The following is a 16035-nucleotide window of genomic DNA, read 5'->3' on the forward strand; positions in this document are numbered from 1 at the left end:
ATTTCCGCAGCGCATGTCAGGAGGACAGGTTTCCGCGTTAGATCTGCGGGATCGCCATATCTTTTAGGGAGTTACGGCTTTTGCCTCTTTGGAAGACCGGAATAATCTCTGGATGCGGTTGAGTGCCGGCCCGGTCATCAGGGTGGTAGACAGGGCCATGATCACCAGGATGGTAAAGATCTCCTGCGAGATCACTCCCAGGTCATAACCGATATTGAGCACGACCAGTTCTGTTAGTCCGCGGGTGTTCATCAGGGCGCCCAGCTGGAGACTTTCGCTCCAGGACTGTCCGGTGAACCGGGCTGCCGCTGCGCTGGCTCCGAATTTGGCAATAACTGCAATGATCAGTACAATGATACAGATACTCCAGAGAGCAGGATTGTTGAGCAGGGCGATCTGTGTTTTTAAGCCCGTGGAAACAAAAAATAAGGGCAGGAGCAGGAGGAGGGCCACACTTTCGATCTTTTCGATCAGCTGGGTACGGAACTCCATATCTGCCGGCATGATCATACCGGCCACGAAGGCGCCAAATAATGCATGGATGCCAATAGCATCTGTAAGGTATGCAGATGCGACCAGGATGATCATACAAACCGCAACAAACGGTGCGGTTAGCCGGCTGTTTATCCGCTTATAATAATTGGCCATCAGGGGACGCAGCACTTTTATCATCACCAGGATATAAGCAACAGAAAGCAAGATCGTGTACAAGGCGCTCCAGGCCGAACCGGCTTTCACTACGGCAATCACCAGGGCCAGTATGCACCAGGCCGTAACATCATCTGCCGCAGCGCAGGTAATGGCCAGCACGCCCAGGTTGGTCTTTGAAAGATTCCGTTCCTGTATGATCCGGGCCAGCACCGGGAAAGCCGTAATGCTTAATGAAATACCGATAAACAATGCATAGGAAATAAACTGCACGCCTGCCGGGGCAAATTGCTGATAGGTAAAATAAGCGGTGGCCACTCCCAGGGTAAAAGGCACAATAATGCTGGTATGACTGATCATTACCGCTGCATTGGTCTTGCCTTTCAACAGGGAAAGATCCAGTTCCAACCCAACAATAAACATAAACAGTACCAGGCCGATCTGGCTGAGCAGGTTCAGGTTGCCCAGGGACTGCGGGGGAAAAACAAAGGCCGATACCTCCGGGAAATAATATCCCAGGAAGGAAGCCCCCAGCAGGATGCCGGCGGCCATTTCACCGATCACGCGGGGCTGTTTGATCTTTTTAAACAGGAATCCCATAAAAGAACCGGCCAGCAGGATTACAAAGATCTGCAGCAGCAGGATGGCCAGTGGTTCGCGGATATTATGCCGGAGCACAGCCGTAAAAGGAACGCCCAGTGCCGGCTTGCTTTCAATAATGGATTTGATATTCTTTTGTGTCTGTAACCGGCCACCCATGGTAAGGATCCACCAGATGATCGCAATAGCAGCAGCGACCGTTAACACATAAAAAAGAAGATTCCTGTATCGTTGCATGCTGGGATATTTCTCCCGCAAGATATTCTGTTTCTTTTTAATGAACAGATTATTTTTATGTCAATACCCGTACATTGCCACAGATGCACCGAAACACTGAATTACTGGTTTGCATTTCCTGGCATCTATAGCGTGGATGGTCAAAAGCAGAAGCCAAAATCATCTGCGCTGCTGTGGTAAACATAAGAGACGCTGAAACACTGACTTTGGTAAAAACATTGCTTTAAAGAAAGGTTCCGTTTTGCCTATTATTAATTTGGTCTTAAAAAAATAAAGCCATGCGTTTATGCACGGCTCTACCTGTATACTATCATTGGCGCGGATCTATCCATGATGATGAACATGTTGTACCGGGGCTGCAGGCATCGCAGCTTTCACATCCAGCGTGAAAGCTGCTGTATGCAGCTCATCGCCCGTCTTGAATTGGATCCATAACCGGTAGCGGCCGGCTTTTTCAAATGTTGTATGCGCTACGACCGGCGCATCGGTACCGGACCGGGGATGGATATGCAGGAAGTCTTTATCCTCACCGTGGATGAGGATCAGGTGCGCTATCGCGCCAAGATAAGGAGACAATGCTGTTGTTTTAAGTGGCTTTCCGTTCCGCTCGATCCGGAAGGGAAGGAGGGTACTTGTTCCGGTATACAAGGGTGCTGCAAGGTCAATGCGAATATCCAGGTCGCCGGTAACCGCCGTTAATTTCTGGCCGGTTACGGCTACCGGACCGGGACGGTCACCGGCAACGGGAAGCAGGATCTTATCTACTAATGAAGGGGTACCTTCCGGTTGATAATCGGCATACAACAGGTAATTACCCCCGGCAGGAAAGGTAAGACGCACCTGGTAACTGCCGTCTGGTTGTAATACCGGGTGCAGGTGCCGGAACCAGGTAAGCGCTTCGTCCAGGACGATCAGGTGAAAAGGGGCTCCATGCTGCTGTGTCAATATTACTACTGCCCCGGGATCGGTATGCCGGACCGGTTTCAACGAAAGCTGTATTTCCGTTCCTGCGCTTATGGCCTCCGGTGCCGTTAACAAATGCATCTGCACATCAGTTACCGGAGCGGGGTGTGAATGATGGTTCATGTTACTTTTTTATACTCGTTTAACAAACGGTCTGAATTTTATGTAGACAGATCGTATCCTCAATATTCCGAAAAAAACACCAGGGAGTTAAGATGCGTTCAGGCTAAAGAGCACATAGGCACTCTAAATGCCCCTGGTGATTTTTAAAAAGAACTGTTGTAAACCGCTACTGAACGGGTTCAATTTTAAAACCAGCGTTCTTAACCGTGTTGATCACGTCTTCCGGTGTGGCTCCGCCCGTTTTTATTGTAAGGATCTTATCTTTACTGGTGGTATCTACCTGCCATTCTGCAATGCCACTGTTACCATCCAGCGCCGGTTTTACGGAGGCCACGCAGCCGCCGCAATTGATGTTGGTTTTGAATTTCAGGAGGGTACCTTCCTGTTGCTCGTCCTCCGGGGTGATGCCTGCCACTGTATAGCCGGCCTTTTCAATGGCCGCGGTAACCGAAGACTGCTGTTGTGCATCATTTAATGCCACGGTAGCCTGGCCGGCCTGTAGTTCATTTACTTGAATGCCTTCAACGTTATTGAGTGCGTTTTGAACGCGTGCCTGGCAATGCGTGCTCTGCATATCAGGGATAGAAATGTGAATTGTTTTCATCTGTATTCTTTTTAAATGTTTTTACAAATTTCGCTTTTACTGTTGGGGCGATCGTTACAGGATTCCTCTTTAGTCTTATATCTTTTACCGTTTCCATTTTAGCCGCAAACTGTTGGTTACAACGCTTACGCTGCTGAGCGCCATGGCGGCCCCGGCGATCATGGGGTTGAGCAGGAAGCCGTTTACGGGGTAAAGAATGCCTGCCGCCACGGGAATTCCGATCACATTGTAGATAAAGGCCCAGAACAGGTTCTGGCGGATGGTGGCCACAGTCTGACGGGATAATTGAATAGCCTCGGGGATCTTGTTCAGGTCCGATGAGATAATGGTCATCTTGGCTACATCCATGGCAATATCGCTGCCTTTACCCATGGCAATGCTCACATCGGCCTGCGCCAGTGCGGTGCTGTCGTTGATACCATCACCCACCATGGCCACCGTTTTACCCTGTGCCTGTAATTGTTTTACAAAAGCGGCCTTCTGTTCGGGCAATACTTCTGCCTGGTAGGCGGTGATGCCGGTTTGGCGGGCAATGGCAGCGGCAGTTGCTTCATTATCACCAGTGAGCATGTATACCTCGATACCTGTCTGTTTTAAGGCTTGTATGGCCTGCATGGACGTGCTTTTGATCTGGTCGGCAATGGCAAATACGGCCAGGGCCTCCTGCGCATCTGCAAACCAGATCACGGTCTTGGATGCATCGCTCCATTGCCGGGCTCTTTCTAAAAAAGCTTCACCGATCCGGATTCCTTTTTCATCCAGCAGCCTGCGGTTACCGGCATAGTACACGGAACCGTTTGCCTGCGCCCTTGCACCGCGACCGGTTAAACTTTCAAAACCGGTTATGGCTGTAGCCGATAAACCTTCGAAGTGTTTTACCACTGCTTCGGCCAGGGGGTGTTCCGATTGTTTTTCGATACTGAAAAAAAGCTGTTTTAAATGCAGGTCCTCATTTTCCCAGTAGCTGTCGGTTACCACGGGTTTCCCTTCGGTGATGGTACCGGTTTTATCCAGCACCACGGCGTTTACCTTCTTGGCCAGTTCGAGGCTTACCGCGTCCTTGATCAGGATACCCTTTTCTGCGCCTTTTCCAATCCCAACCATAATAGCTGTAGGCGTAGCCAGGCCCAGTGCACAGGGACAGGCAATGACCAGTACGGTAGCAAAGGCGATCAATCCCTGCGTAAACCCATTATCCCCGCTCAGCACGATCCAGCTCACAAAGGCCAGGATGGCGATGCCGATAACGACCGGTACAAAAATGCCGGCAATTTTGTCTACCAGTTTTTGTACGGGGGCCTTGCTGCCCTGTGCCTCCTGTACCATGCGGATGATCTGCGCCAGCATGGTTTCCGATCCAACTTTCTCTGCCCGGAAACGGAAGCTGCCTTTCTGGTTAATGGTGCCGGCAAATACGGCGTCGCTCTCCTTTTTAAGAACCGGTACCGGTTCGCCGCTCAGCATGCTTTCATCTACATAGGAGCTTCCGGCCGTTACCATACCGTCCACAGCGATCTTTTCACCGGGCTTTACAAGAATGGTATCATTCTTATTGACGTTTTCAATAGACAGTACTTCCTCGCGACCATCGGCTTTAATGACGGTAACGGTCTGTGGTTGCAGTCCCATCAGCTTTTTGATAGCGGATGAAGTATTGCCCTTGGCCTTTTCTTCCAGCAATTTTCCCAAAAGAATAAAGGTTACGATCACGGCCGCTGCTTCAAAATATACATGCCCGTGGAGCCCGCGGCTATGCCAGAAGGAGGGGAACAGGGTATTGAATACGCTGAACAGGTATGCCGTTCCGGAGCCCAGCGCTACCAGCGTGTCCATATTGGCGGAACGGTGGCGTGCCTGTTTCCATGCGTTGATAAAGAAATCTTTTCCAAAATAGAGTACGACCGGTGTAGACAATACCCACATGATCTCATTGGCGTATGGTATATCCATAAAGAACATACCGATGAGCACCAGCGGAACCGTGATAAGGGCAGCCCACAGGGTTTTCTTTTTCAGGGCGCTGAATTTTTGCTGATGGATGGCTTCCAGTGTTTCGGCTTCCTTCTCCGCACTTTCGATCAGCAGGTCGTACCCGATAGACTGCACTGCCTTTTGCATTCCCGCAGTATCGATCATATTGGGCAGGTATTCTACCGCTACGGATGTGGTGGCAAAATTAACAGCAGCGGCTACAACCCCCGGCTGGCTTTTGAGCATGCTTTCCACGCTGATGGCGCAGGAGGCACAGGTCATATCCAGCACGGGGATATTCTTTTTTATGGTAGGTACATCGTAACCCAGATCGCGAATGGCCGATACGGCATTGGATACTACTTCGTTCTCGTCTGCGGTAATCAGCGCGCGGCGATTGTTCAGCTCAACTTTATGTGAAGCAATGCCATGCACTTTTCCCAGGCCTTTGTCCACGATAAGGGCACAATGTTCGCTTTCTACACCCTCCAGCGGTATGGCTATTTCATTGAATGCATCGGTTGTCATAATATATCGTTTAATAATTCATACAAAGTTCGCTCCGTTACCGGGCAGATCTGTTACACAATTATGGGTTTGCTTTATATAATTGCAGGTAAATACAGAGGGGAATGCCGATATCCAATATCAGAACCATCTTACTATCGACATCTCCGCCACAGATATTTCACTGTAAACATCTCATTATAATCAGCACCCCACTTAACCTGGATTAACTTCAAAACAACAGAAATAGCGTAGCTTGGTGCTCATAAAAAAGGCATATGAAATATAAATTTGAAAAGCCGGTAAACGCCGCAATTGGCACCGGAAAATATCAATGCTCTATAAGTTGGCGCAATGGAGATTTTACCGCAGATGAGCCGGTTAGCCAGGGAGGGCAGGACAGCGGCCCGGATCCTTATACGCTGCTGCTTTCCTCGCTGGCTTCCTGTACCCTTATTACCCTTCGGATGTATATTGACCGCAAGGGGTGGGAGATACCCGAGATCCGTGTAAATACCAACTTATACAGCGAGATAAAGGAGGGGAGCATCGTTACGGTCATTGACCGGGATCTTTATTTTCCCCAGTCTGTACCGGATGATCAGAAGCTGCGCCTGCAGGAGATTGCAAAAGCCTGTCCCATCTCGAAGATCCTGGAGAACCAGGTTACCGTACGTACCTTTATGCAGCGGGATCCGGAAACGGCTAAAAAGATCGTGTATGAGAATGCCGACATTGCCGTGATCTGGCGCCCGGAGCTTTGTCAGCATGCTACCCGCTGCTGGAAGGAGCTGCCCCGGGTGTTCCGGCCAAAGGAAAAAAAGTGGGTGGATGTAGAAGGCGCTCCAGCCGCACAGATAGCAGAGCAGGTACACCGCTGCCCCAGTGGCGCGCTCGCTATCGAAAAAAAGTAGCATGCTCCTTTCAACAGGATATTTCCGGCGGCACCCCTAAGATGCCCCGCGGTTTATTCACCGGGCTCATTGCCGTGTAGTTTTACCCTGAACCTCAACCGGCAACTGTTATAAAATAATTAAATTAAAAAGTATTTTTTTTGAAAATGACCGGAAGAATTAATTTTACGCCTTTATGAAGCGGGGTGGTGTATTGATATGGGTTTATAGTCTGCTTTTTGCGGGAGGATTTTTGTTGCTGAATTCAACGCAGAAAGCGGCGCATGGTTCTCCTATTCCGGCGTCCGTACAAAAGAATGCCGGCTATACTGCCACACCGGATCTTCCGGTCTTTCCACCTGACCTTTTCTGGGACCATACTGATGATAAAGAAGAAGATGCTGCACCGGGTCTGCATGAGCACTCCTTTGCAGACTTTCCCCACTGGGTGCTTAGCTGGATCCCCAACCATTCCCTGAACATTCATGACAACCCAAAGCCATACCGGCAACCTTATCTTGCGGAACTGATCCCGGAGAAATATATTTTTTTCCGTTCCATCCGTGTATGATCCCCACTAAATGATGTTCAATACCGCATCACAGACTACCTGGGATCATTCCTGTAATTGCAACGGTCCCGGTTTTACAACAAAATAAATCAAAATTACCAACTCCCGGCAGCATGCTGCAGCAGGAGCAATGATCATTACCGGTACTGAAAAGATATACTTTTCATCCGGTAAAGACCTGCCCGGCAGGCGCCGCTGTTTCCGGCAACCTTCAGCATTCCTGCTGACAGGCCGGTACTACTTAAAATTTCCATTCAACAATGAACAGAATCGCATTGCTGGTGGGCTTGTGCGTGATCACGTATGGGGCCACAGGCTGTAAGCAGCACAAAGAAGAAAAAGCGGAGCCCGAATCTTTTTCCGTAACCAGTCCGCTGAAAATGGATACGACCTATGTAAAAGAGTATGTATCCCAGTTGCAATCGGTACGCAACGTGGAGATACGGGCACAGGAGAAAGGATACCTTGAGAAAAGCTATGTAGATGAAGGGCAATATGTAAAAGCAGGGCAACTGCTGTTTCGCATTATGCCGAAAATCTACCAGGCAGAATACCAGAAAGCCCGGGCCGAAGCGCATTCTGCCGAGCTGGAAATGCAGAATACCAGCCTGCTGGCCGACAAAGAGATCGTATCCAAAAATGAGCTTGCTTTATCTAAAGCAAAATATGATGTGGCAAAGGCCGAAATGGCACTGGCCGGCACCCATTTGTCTTTTACAGATATCCGGGCCCCGTTCAGCGGGGTTATAGACCGCATCCGGTTCAAGCAGGGAAGCCTGATCGATGAAGGTACCCTGCTGACCACCTTATCCGATAACAGCGGTATCTATGCTTACTTCAATGTATCTGAAAGTGAATACCTGAATTTTAAGACCGATACCAGCGGCACCACCAGGACCCCGCTGGCCCTTACGCTGGCCAATGCAGAACGGTACAAATACCCCGGCAGGATCGAAACTATCGAAGGGGAGTTTGACAACACCACGGGGAACATTGCATTCCGCGCAAAATTCCCAAATCCCGACGGGCTTTTAAAACATGGCGAAACCGGAAAGATACTGATGCAGATCCCGTTAAAAAATGCACTGGTGATCCCGCAGAAAGCCACGTACGAGCTGCAGGACAAGATCTACGTTTATGTAGTGGATAAAGACAATAAGGTACGCTCCCGGAATATTACCATTCAATATGAACTGCCCAACCTGTATGTAGTAGGAAGCGGACTCTCCGAAAGCGATAAGATCCTGCTGGAAGGATTACAAACGATAAAAGAAGAGCAGAAAATAAAACCGGTATACACGGCGCCGGATCAGGTAGCCCAAAAACTGCAACTCCTGAATCCATAAAATAAAGGCACTCCAAAATAATTTTTATGTTTAGTAAATTTATTAACAGGCCCGTACTGTCGATTGTTATATCCCTTATTATCCTTTTCCTCGGCATCCTGGCGCTTACGCAGTTGCCGGTGACCCAGTTCCCCTCCGTATCTCCGCCCAAGGTAAATGTAACCGCCGAATACCCCGGAGCCAACAGTGAGCTCATGATCAAAGCAGTGGTGATCCCCCTGGAACAAGCTATCAACGGCATCCCGGGTATGAAGTATATGGCTTCCGATGCGGGTAATGACGGGGAAGCCAGCATTCAGGTAGTTTTTGAACTGGGTACAGATCCTAACCTGGCATCGGTAAATGTGCAGAACCGGGTTGCGGCCGTGGTAAACAAACTGCCGCCCCTGGTAGTGCGCGAGGGCGTAAAGATCACCCGGGAGGAATCCAATATGCTGATGTATGTAAACCTCTACAGTGATGATCCCAAACTGGATGGCAGTTTTATTTACAACTTTGCCGACCTCAACCTGCTGGCGGAGCTGAAACGGGTGAATGGCGTTGGGTTTGCCGATATCCTGGGCGACAAGGAATATTCCATGCGCGTATGGCTGAAGCCGGACCGGATGCTGGCTTATAAGATCACCGCCAATGAAGTAATGGAAGCGCTCAGCGATCAGAGTCTTGAAGCCTCTCCGGGCCGGCTGGGAGAAAGCTCCGGAAAAAAATCGCAGGCTTTTGAATATGTGCTAAAATATACCGGCCGGTATAATAAAAAAGAAGATTATGAGAACATTGTGCTGAAAGCTGGTCCCGACGGGCAATTGCTTCACCTGAAAGACATTGCCGATATAGAACTGGGCAGTGCTTTTTATAACATTTATTCAAAACTGAATGGAAGAACCTCCGCAGCTATTGTGATCAAACAATCCTATGGCAGTAATGCCAGCGAAGTGATTACGAACGTGAAGGAGAAACTGAAGGAGATCGAGCAATCTTCCTTTCCCAGGGGGATGCATTATGAGCTGAGCTATGATGTATCCAGGTTCCTGGACGCTTCTATGGAAAAAGTAGTGCATACGCTGGTAGAGGCTTTTATCCTGGTGGGGTTTGTGGTATTCCTGTTCCTGGGCGACTGGCGGTCTACGCTGATCCCGATCCTGGCTGTACCCATTTCACTGATCGGAACCTTCTTCTTTATGCAGTTCCTCGGCATCACGCTAAACCTGATCACATTGTTTGCACTGGTACTGGCGATCGGTATCGTGGTGGATGATGCCATCGTAGTAGTGGAAGCCGTGCATGCAAAAATGGAAAGCGAGGGGCTCAGTGCCAAAGCCGCTACCATGGCCGCGATGCATGAAATAGGCGGGGCCATTATCGCCATCACCCTGATCATGGCTGCAGTATTCATCCCCATTGCGTTTATGTCGGGCCCGGTAGGTGTGTTCTACCGCCAGTTCTCGGTTACCATGGCAACCGCCATCATCCTTTCCGGTATCGTGGCGCTTACCTTCACCCCTGCAATGTGTGCCATGATCTTAAAAAATACACACGGCAGGAAGAAGAAGCAAACAGTAGTGAACCGCGCAATCGATGGCTTTAATAACTGGTTCAATAACCTGCAGGGCTGGTATAAAAAACTGGTATCGCTGATCGTGAACCGCCGTGTGGTCACCTTCCTTGTACTGGTGGTGTTTATTGCAGGTACCTGGGGGTTGAGCACCTCGGTGCCCTCCGGTTTTATACCGGGTGAGGACCAGGGTATGTTCTACGCCATCATCGTTACACCACCCGGGTCCACACTGGAACGTACGGATGATGTAGCGGCGCAGTTGCAGAAGATCGCTTCCGGGATGGAAGACATCCAGTCCGTATCCACCACCGCAGGGTATGAAGTATTATCGGAAGGAACCGGATCCAATTCCGGAACCGTTCTCGTCAACCTTAAAGACTGGAGCGAGCGGAAGCATTCCATGCAGGAGATCATGGAGGAGCTGGAAGAAAAGGCCAAAGGCATTAAGGGTGCCACACTGGAATTTTTTCCACCACCGGCAGTACCGGGTTATGGTGCAGCCGGGGGCTTTGAGCTGCGGTTGCTGGATAAGGCCGGTACCGGTGATTACAAGCTGATGGAGACCGTGAGCCGCGATTTTGTAAAAGAACTGAACAAGCGGCCGGAACTGCGTTCCGTCTTCACATTTTACAGCGCCAGCTTTCCGCAATACCAGCTGGCAGTGGATAACGACAAGGCCAAGCAAAAAGGGGTCTCCGTAGAAAACGCCCTGGATAACCTTTCTACGCTGGTAGGCAGCAACTATGAAACGGGATTCATCAAGTTTGACCGGCCTTATAAAGTAATGGTGCAGGCGCTGCCGCAGTACCGCCAGCTGCCGGAGGATGTGTTCAATTATTATGTAAAAAATGATCATGACGAGATGGTGCCGTATTCGGCCTTTATGACAATGAAGAAGACCTATGGACTATCGGAGATCACCCGGCATAATATGTACAATGCATCTGAGATCAGTGGAGGATCGGCACCCGGCGTTAGCAGCGGCACCGCTATTGATGTGATCAACGAAGTAGCGAAGGAAAAACTGCCAAGAGGTTTTGGCATCGACTGGGCAGGTATTTCAAAAGATCAGACGCGGAGGGGTAATCAGGCCATCTATATCTTCCTGATCTCCCTGGTATTCGTATACCTGGTATTATCGGCCCAGTACGAAAGTTTTGTACTACCGTTGCCTATCCTGCTTTCCTTGCCCATTGGCATCTTTGGCGCATTTTGTTTTTTGAAGATCTTCGGACTGGAAAACAATATCTATGCGCAGATCGCGATGGTTATGCTGATCGGTATCCTGGGTAAGAATGCCGTGCTCATCGTGGAATATGCCGTACAACGGCACCGCGACGGTTATTCACCGGCACAGGCGGCTATTGAGGGGGCTGCGGCACGGCTGCGCCCGATATTGATGACCTCTTTTGCCTTTATCGCCGGCGTTATCCCGCTGATGGTGGCTACCGGGCCGGGAGCCATCGCCAATCATACCATCGGGTCAGCAGCAGCGGGGGGGATGTTATTTGGTACCATCTTCGGCGTGCTTATTATACCCGGGCTGTACTACATTTTTGCCCGTATATCAGAGCGGCATATCCTGGTGGAAGACGAAGAAGAAAATCCGTTAACAGAAGAAATTGATCATCATGAACAACATTAAGCTCTACCTGACTGGTCTTGCAGTACTTGCCCTTACGGCCCTTGAAAGCTGTAAAGTACCGGCGATAGTGAATCACCAGGTAACAACGGCGCCCCCGGCAGCCTTCGAGGCGGAGCCGGCAGACACGCTGAACAGCGCATCCGTAAGATGGCAGGATTTTTTTTCCGATCCCTACCTGCTGAAACTGGTGGATACCGCGCTTGTCAATAACCAGGAGCTCCTGGGCACCCTGCAGGAGATCGAGATCGCCCGTAATGATATCCGGGTAAAAAAAGGAGAACTGTTACCCGGCGTAATGGCAAAGGCCGGAAGCGGAGTAGAAAAAGTAGGACGGTATACCAGCCAGGGAGCAGGGGATGCATCTACCGATATAGCCCCGGGAAAAGAAGTACCCGATATCCTGGCAGATCATGAGCTGGGACTCTATGCCACCTGGGAGGCCGATATCTGGAAAAAACTGCGCAATGGTAAAGAGGCAGCGGTAGACCGTTACCTGGCTACCGTTGAGGGAAAGAACTTTGTAGTAACCAACCTGATCGCCGAAATTGCAGATACTTATTATGAGCTGCTGGGACTGGATAACCAGCTGGCCATAGTAAAGGAAAGCATACAGCTGCAGAAGAATGGTCTGGAAATTGTAAAAGTGCAGAAGGAGGCTGCAAGGGCTACTGAACTGGCCGTTAAAAAGTTTGAAGCGGAAGTACTCAATTCCCAGGCCCGGGAATACGAAATCCTGCAGCAAATAAAAGAAGGGGAGAACAAGATCAATTTCCTGCTGGGGCGCAATCCCCAGGCGGTGGAGCGGTCTTCTGGTGGCTTTCTTACCGCATTACCGCGGCAGGTGAGCACCGGTATCCCGTCGCAGTTGCTGGCCAACCGGCCGGATATCCGCCAGGCAGAGCGGGCACTGGCAGCAGCAAAGCTGGATGTAAAAATTGCCCGGGCGGCGTTTTATCCATCGCTGGATATCTCCGCCTCATTAGGATTGCAGGCGTTTAAGCCTTCCTACCTGGCCAGGTTGCCAGAATCTGTTCTGTTTTCCCTGGCGGGCGAGCTGGCCGGTCCGCTGATCAATAAGAATGCGATCAAAGCGGAGTTCGCCAGCGCCGATGCACGGCAGCAGCAGGCCCTGTATGAATACGAAAGGACCATTTTAAATGCGGTCAGGGAGGTATCCAATGAGCTTTCCAACATCAGCAACCTGGAACAAAAATACCAGCTCAAGAACGGCGAAGTAAACGCATTGGCAAGATCTATTACCGTATCCAATGAATTGTATAAAGCGGCAAGGGCCGACTACCTGGAAGTGCTGATGACCCAGCGGGACGCGCTGGAATCCCGGCTGGAGCTGGTGGAAACCCGGGAACAGCAGTTCAGCGCGGTTACTCATATCTACCGCGCCCTGGGCGGGGGATGGAAGTAATAATAAAAGAAACAAACTGTTGCGAAACTGAAGTTTATCACGTTTGTATATAAAACTGTCTTATGCAAACAAAAAACATCAAAACTGCAGCGCTGCTTCTTTGTTTCTTTTTATTCCTTAATAGGACGGCGTATTCTCAAACAAGGATGGGAATCCAGGCGGGATTGAATGCAGCCTATGTGCAGGTAACGAATGGGACATCAGCGGTGAGCGGAAGCATTTTCCGGCCCGGGATCGGACTGCTGGCAGATATTCCGCTTGTTTCAAAGATCTATTTACGCCCCGCCCTGGCCTACTCCCGCAAAGGGTTCCGTCAGGATCATAGCTGGTTTGCAGGCCGGGACAACCAGCTGAGGGTAGCCGCGTCCTATATAGAAATGCCCCTTCCTTTAGTTTATAAACAAGAATTAGGCCCAGGAAAACTATTGGTGGGTGCGGGGCCTTATATTGCTTATGGAACAGGAGGGAGGTGGAGCACCAAATATGATATAACAGAAGAGGATATTGTGTTGAGCGAAAATCATGGGAGGGTCATCTTTAAAAAAGACATAACAGAAGGCGGCTTCAATAATTATCTGTATGGCCAACCCTGGGACTATGGAGCCTCCTTTTTGTTAGGATATGAATTTTTAAAGCGCTTCTGGCTCCAGGCCGGCTTTCAGCTTGGTACCGCTGATCTTAAACGGATGTACTCTGGCAAAGAACGGGATGGGACACTACAAAACCGGGAGGGGAGCATTAGTGTCGGTGTATATTTTTAATCCGGTGTGGCATCCAGATATTGCCAGAGGTGCAGGCAGGCATAGGTACGGTAAGGCTTCCAGGCTTCCGTTATTGAAAGCACATCGGCCTCAAATGTTTTTTTATCCGTATAGCGGATATCGTAAAGCCTGCTGACGGCCTTTTGTAATCCCAGGTCGCCGATGGAAAATACATCTTCGCGTCCCAGTGAGAACATCAGCAGCATTTCTGCCGTCCATTTACCAACGCCCTTTATTTGTGTAATAAATTCGATAAAGGCTTCGTTGGTCAGCCGGTGAAGCTTTGCATCGGTAAGTTTGTGCTCTATAAAAAAGTGACAAACGTTTTTGATATAAATGGCTTTTGCATTGGAGAGGCCAATAGACCGCAGGGTATCGTGCGGAATATCCAGTATTTTCTGCGCGGTGGGCTTCTTACCATTAAACAGCTCCATGAACCGGTTGCGTATGACCGCAGCAACTTTTGTGCTCAGTTGCTGCCCCAGAATAGAGCCACATAAACGGAGCAATATATTCTGCCGCAATTGCAGGGAATGCAGGCCCTGTTCTTTGATGAGCTTTTTTAATACCTTGTCTTTTGACAGATGTTTATGATACGCCATGGAATAAAGTTAAAAATAATCTTTTGACGAAATCTGAAAATTTGAAAATGGATGGTGAAGTTTTAGCAGGGGGGATTGATGATCGATGATCATGGAACAGCGGGCATGAGCTTGAGCGTTAAGCCGGGAATAGTTTGAAGATTTGAATCCCGAACGTTCGCATACGGGTCAGGTTAACTTTAACAGGATTCCAGGAACCTTTTAAGATCAAAGGGAAAACGGGTATATATAGACCTGGGTGCCACAGGCTCCGCATGTTTATAAAATCGTAATCATAGAACAACCCGTTCCGCCCCTCGGGGTGCCACGTAACACGGGGCATCCTACGGAGCCTGATCCCAATAATGAAATATTGCTATAAACACGCTGCTCCATCCGGAGCACCTACCCCGGGATTGCCGGTAGCAATTTCTGCAGCTGTTCTTCATCTAACAGTATGGATCTTTAAGATAATGTTCCTTAACCTGACGCGCATGCGAAAGTTCGGGAGTGAAAATGCATCAGGCATGAAGCCGGATCTGACCAGTGTCAATAGTCGATCAATGCCGTTTCAGGTTTAACGTTCAAAGTCCCAGGTTAGATCTAACGTGAAACCTTAAACCTCCTCCAAATCCCGAAACTTCAGGGGAAACCTGAAACAAACATAGGAGCTATCATCTGTCAGTTTTCAGCGTCCATTAAACAATATTCAACCACATTCAACAATGTTCCACCACATTAAACCAGTAACCCATCTGTGATCTTTAAGGGGTAAAAACGGGATCTGACCAGTGTCAATAGTCAATCAATGCCGTTTCAGGTTTAACGTTCAAAGTTCCAGGTTAGATCTAACGTGAAACCTTAAACCTCCTCCAAACCCCGAAACTTCAGGGGAAACCTGAAACAAACATAGGAGCTATCAGCTGTCAGTTATCAGTTTTGATCATCGGGAAGAACATAGTAATCATCAATAGAACATTGAGGCACGCACAACGATCTAACGTTGAACCTGAAACCTGGAACAAAAGATAAGCGCGGATAACTGATGACGATCATCTATTTTAATGACGATTTTTCTTTTTGCTTTAATAAGGAATCAATAGCTTCGCGGAAAATTCCTCCATTGTTTAAAAAGATCATGGCCTTGTTTTTCCTGATGACGTTTGCGATGCAAACGTTCAGCCAGGCAGTCATGATGATCGACTACCGGATCAACCGGCAGGCATATGCAAAGAATTGTGTCAACAAATTCCGTCCGAAAATGCACTGTAACGGGCATTGCCAGCTGATGAAGAAAATACAGGAGGAGGAACAAAAGAACCAGCAGAACCCGGAACGCAAGCTGGAATTCAAAAATGAGATCACCCTCTCGTCCAAATCTTTTTTTCCGGAACTCACCTTCTTTACCCGTACCCGTTCATCCGTTTATTGCAACAGGATCATTGGTACGGAGATCAAAAGGCCCCGTTCGGTCTTTCATCCCCCCGCTGCTTAGTATCCTATTTCCTGAAACAGCGCAACAGCCGGTATCTGTCTGATCTTTTACAGATCCCGATGTTCATGAACACCTGGGATCGGCCAATAGCCGGACCGGTGTACCTTTTCTC

12 protein-coding genes are annotated in these 16035 nt (G+C 49.2%); 7 read left to right on the plus strand and 5 right to left on the minus strand.

Annotated features, from left to right (window positions below):
* Positions 1-63 precede the first annotated feature (63 nt).
* The 4 genes from BLS44_RS17765 to BLS44_RS17780 form a co-directional block, all read right to left on the minus strand.
* The gene (locus BLS44_RS17765; RefSeq protein WP_245729257.1) at positions 64-1485 is read right to left on the minus strand and encodes a cation:proton antiporter domain-containing protein; all 1422 of its coding nucleotides are present in this window, start codon (positions 1483-1485) and stop codon (positions 64-66) included.
* A 324-nt stretch (positions 1486-1809) separates the two neighbouring features.
* Positions 1810-2571 (minus strand): hypothetical protein, encoded by a 762-nt coding sequence (locus tag BLS44_RS17770; protein ID WP_090391582.1) that lies wholly within the window; start codon positions 2569-2571, stop codon positions 1810-1812.
* A 166-nt stretch (positions 2572-2737) separates the two neighbouring features.
* Positions 2738-3175 (minus strand): heavy-metal-associated domain-containing protein, encoded by a 438-nt coding sequence (locus BLS44_RS26970; protein ID WP_143019829.1) that lies wholly within the window; start codon positions 3173-3175, stop codon positions 2738-2740.
* A gap of 84 nt (positions 3176-3259) precedes the next feature.
* Positions 3260-5674: a heavy metal translocating P-type ATPase gene (locus tag BLS44_RS17780; protein WP_090391583.1), complete on the minus strand. Its 2415-nt coding sequence runs from the start codon at positions 5672-5674 to the stop codon at positions 3260-3262.
* Positions 5675-5931: 257 nt separating this feature from the next.
* On the opposite strand from BLS44_RS17780, the gene BLS44_RS17785 reads away from it, so the two are divergent.
* From BLS44_RS17785 to BLS44_RS17810, 6 genes are all read left to right on the plus strand, one after another.
* Positions 5932-6567, plus strand: coding sequence for a (4Fe-4S)-binding protein (locus BLS44_RS17785; RefSeq protein WP_090391584.1), 636 nt, complete (start codon positions 5932-5934; stop codon positions 6565-6567).
* A 175-nt stretch (positions 6568-6742) separates the two neighbouring features.
* Complete coding sequence (locus BLS44_RS17790; RefSeq protein WP_090391585.1) at positions 6743-7117, plus strand: hypothetical protein; 375 nt, start codon at positions 6743-6745, stop codon at positions 7115-7117.
* A 260-nt stretch (positions 7118-7377) separates the two neighbouring features.
* Positions 7378-8463, plus strand: a complete 1086-nt coding sequence (locus BLS44_RS17795) for an efflux RND transporter periplasmic adaptor subunit (RefSeq protein ID WP_090391586.1) — start codon at positions 7378-7380, stop codon at positions 8461-8463.
* A 26-nt stretch (positions 8464-8489) separates the two neighbouring features.
* A complete protein-coding gene (locus BLS44_RS17800) occupies positions 8490-11663 on the plus strand; it encodes an efflux RND transporter permease subunit (RefSeq protein WP_090391587.1) in 3174 nt (1057 codons plus the stop codon).
* Positions 11650-13086, plus strand: a complete 1437-nt coding sequence (locus tag BLS44_RS17805) for an efflux transporter outer membrane subunit (RefSeq protein ID WP_090391588.1) — start codon at positions 11650-11652, stop codon at positions 13084-13086. Before BLS44_RS17800 ends, BLS44_RS17805 begins: the two co-directional genes overlap by 14 nt.
* A gap of 62 nt (positions 13087-13148) precedes the next feature.
* Complete coding sequence (locus BLS44_RS17810; protein ID WP_090391589.1) at positions 13149-13847, plus strand: outer membrane beta-barrel protein; 699 nt, start codon at positions 13149-13151, stop codon at positions 13845-13847.
* Here the strand turns inward: BLS44_RS17810 and BLS44_RS17815 are convergent.
* Complete coding sequence (locus tag BLS44_RS17815; RefSeq protein ID WP_090391590.1) at positions 13844-14449, minus strand: DNA-3-methyladenine glycosylase family protein; 606 nt, start codon at positions 14447-14449, stop codon at positions 13844-13846. The genes BLS44_RS17810 and BLS44_RS17815 overlap by 4 nt on opposite strands.
* Before the next feature lie 1024 nt (positions 14450-15473).
* Between BLS44_RS17815 and BLS44_RS17820 the strand changes: the two genes are divergently transcribed.
* Positions 15474-15923 carry a hypothetical protein gene (locus BLS44_RS17820; RefSeq protein ID WP_143019830.1) on the plus strand — a complete coding sequence of 150 codons (450 nt, stop codon included), beginning with the start codon at positions 15474-15476 and terminating at the stop codon, positions 15921-15923.
* Positions 15924-16035 lie beyond the last annotated feature (112 nt).

This window comes from Niabella drilacis (assembly GCF_900101395.1).
GTDB lineage: Bacteria > Bacteroidota > Bacteroidia > Chitinophagales > Chitinophagaceae > Niabella > Niabella drilacis.

What these genes read in the sequence shown, in the direction of transcription:
- BLS44_RS17765 (WP_245729257.1), bottom strand. Translation starts at nt 1,485, where the DNA reads ATGCAACGATACAGGAATCTTCTTTTTTATGTGTTAACGGTCGCTGCT.
- BLS44_RS17770 (WP_090391582.1), bottom strand. Translation starts at nt 2,571, where the DNA reads ATGAACCATCATTCACACCCCGCTCCGGTAACTGATGTGCAGATGCAT.
- BLS44_RS26970 (WP_143019829.1), bottom strand. Translation starts at nt 3,175, where the DNA reads ATGAAAACAATTCACATTTCTATCCCTGATATGCAGAGCACGCATTGC.
- BLS44_RS17780 (WP_090391583.1), bottom strand. Translation starts at nt 5,674, where the DNA reads ATGACAACCGATGCATTCAATGAAATAGCCATACCGCTGGAGGGTGTA.
- BLS44_RS17785 (WP_090391584.1), top strand. Translation starts at nt 5,932, where the DNA reads ATGAAATATAAATTTGAAAAGCCGGTAAACGCCGCAATTGGCACCGGA.
- BLS44_RS17790 (WP_090391585.1), top strand. Translation starts at nt 6,743, where the DNA reads ATGAAGCGGGGTGGTGTATTGATATGGGTTTATAGTCTGCTTTTTGCG.
- BLS44_RS17795 (WP_090391586.1), top strand. Translation starts at nt 7,378, where the DNA reads ATGAACAGAATCGCATTGCTGGTGGGCTTGTGCGTGATCACGTATGGG.
- BLS44_RS17800 (WP_090391587.1), top strand. Translation starts at nt 8,490, where the DNA reads ATGTTTAGTAAATTTATTAACAGGCCCGTACTGTCGATTGTTATATCC.
- BLS44_RS17805 (WP_090391588.1), top strand. Translation starts at nt 11,650, where the DNA reads ATGAACAACATTAAGCTCTACCTGACTGGTCTTGCAGTACTTGCCCTT.
- BLS44_RS17810 (WP_090391589.1), top strand. Translation starts at nt 13,149, where the DNA reads ATGCAAACAAAAAACATCAAAACTGCAGCGCTGCTTCTTTGTTTCTTT.
- BLS44_RS17815 (WP_090391590.1), bottom strand. Translation starts at nt 14,449, where the DNA reads ATGGCGTATCATAAACATCTGTCAAAAGACAAGGTATTAAAAAAGCTC.
- BLS44_RS17820 (WP_143019830.1), top strand. Translation starts at nt 15,474, where the DNA reads ATGACGATCATCTATTTTAATGACGATTTTTCTTTTTGCTTTAATAAG.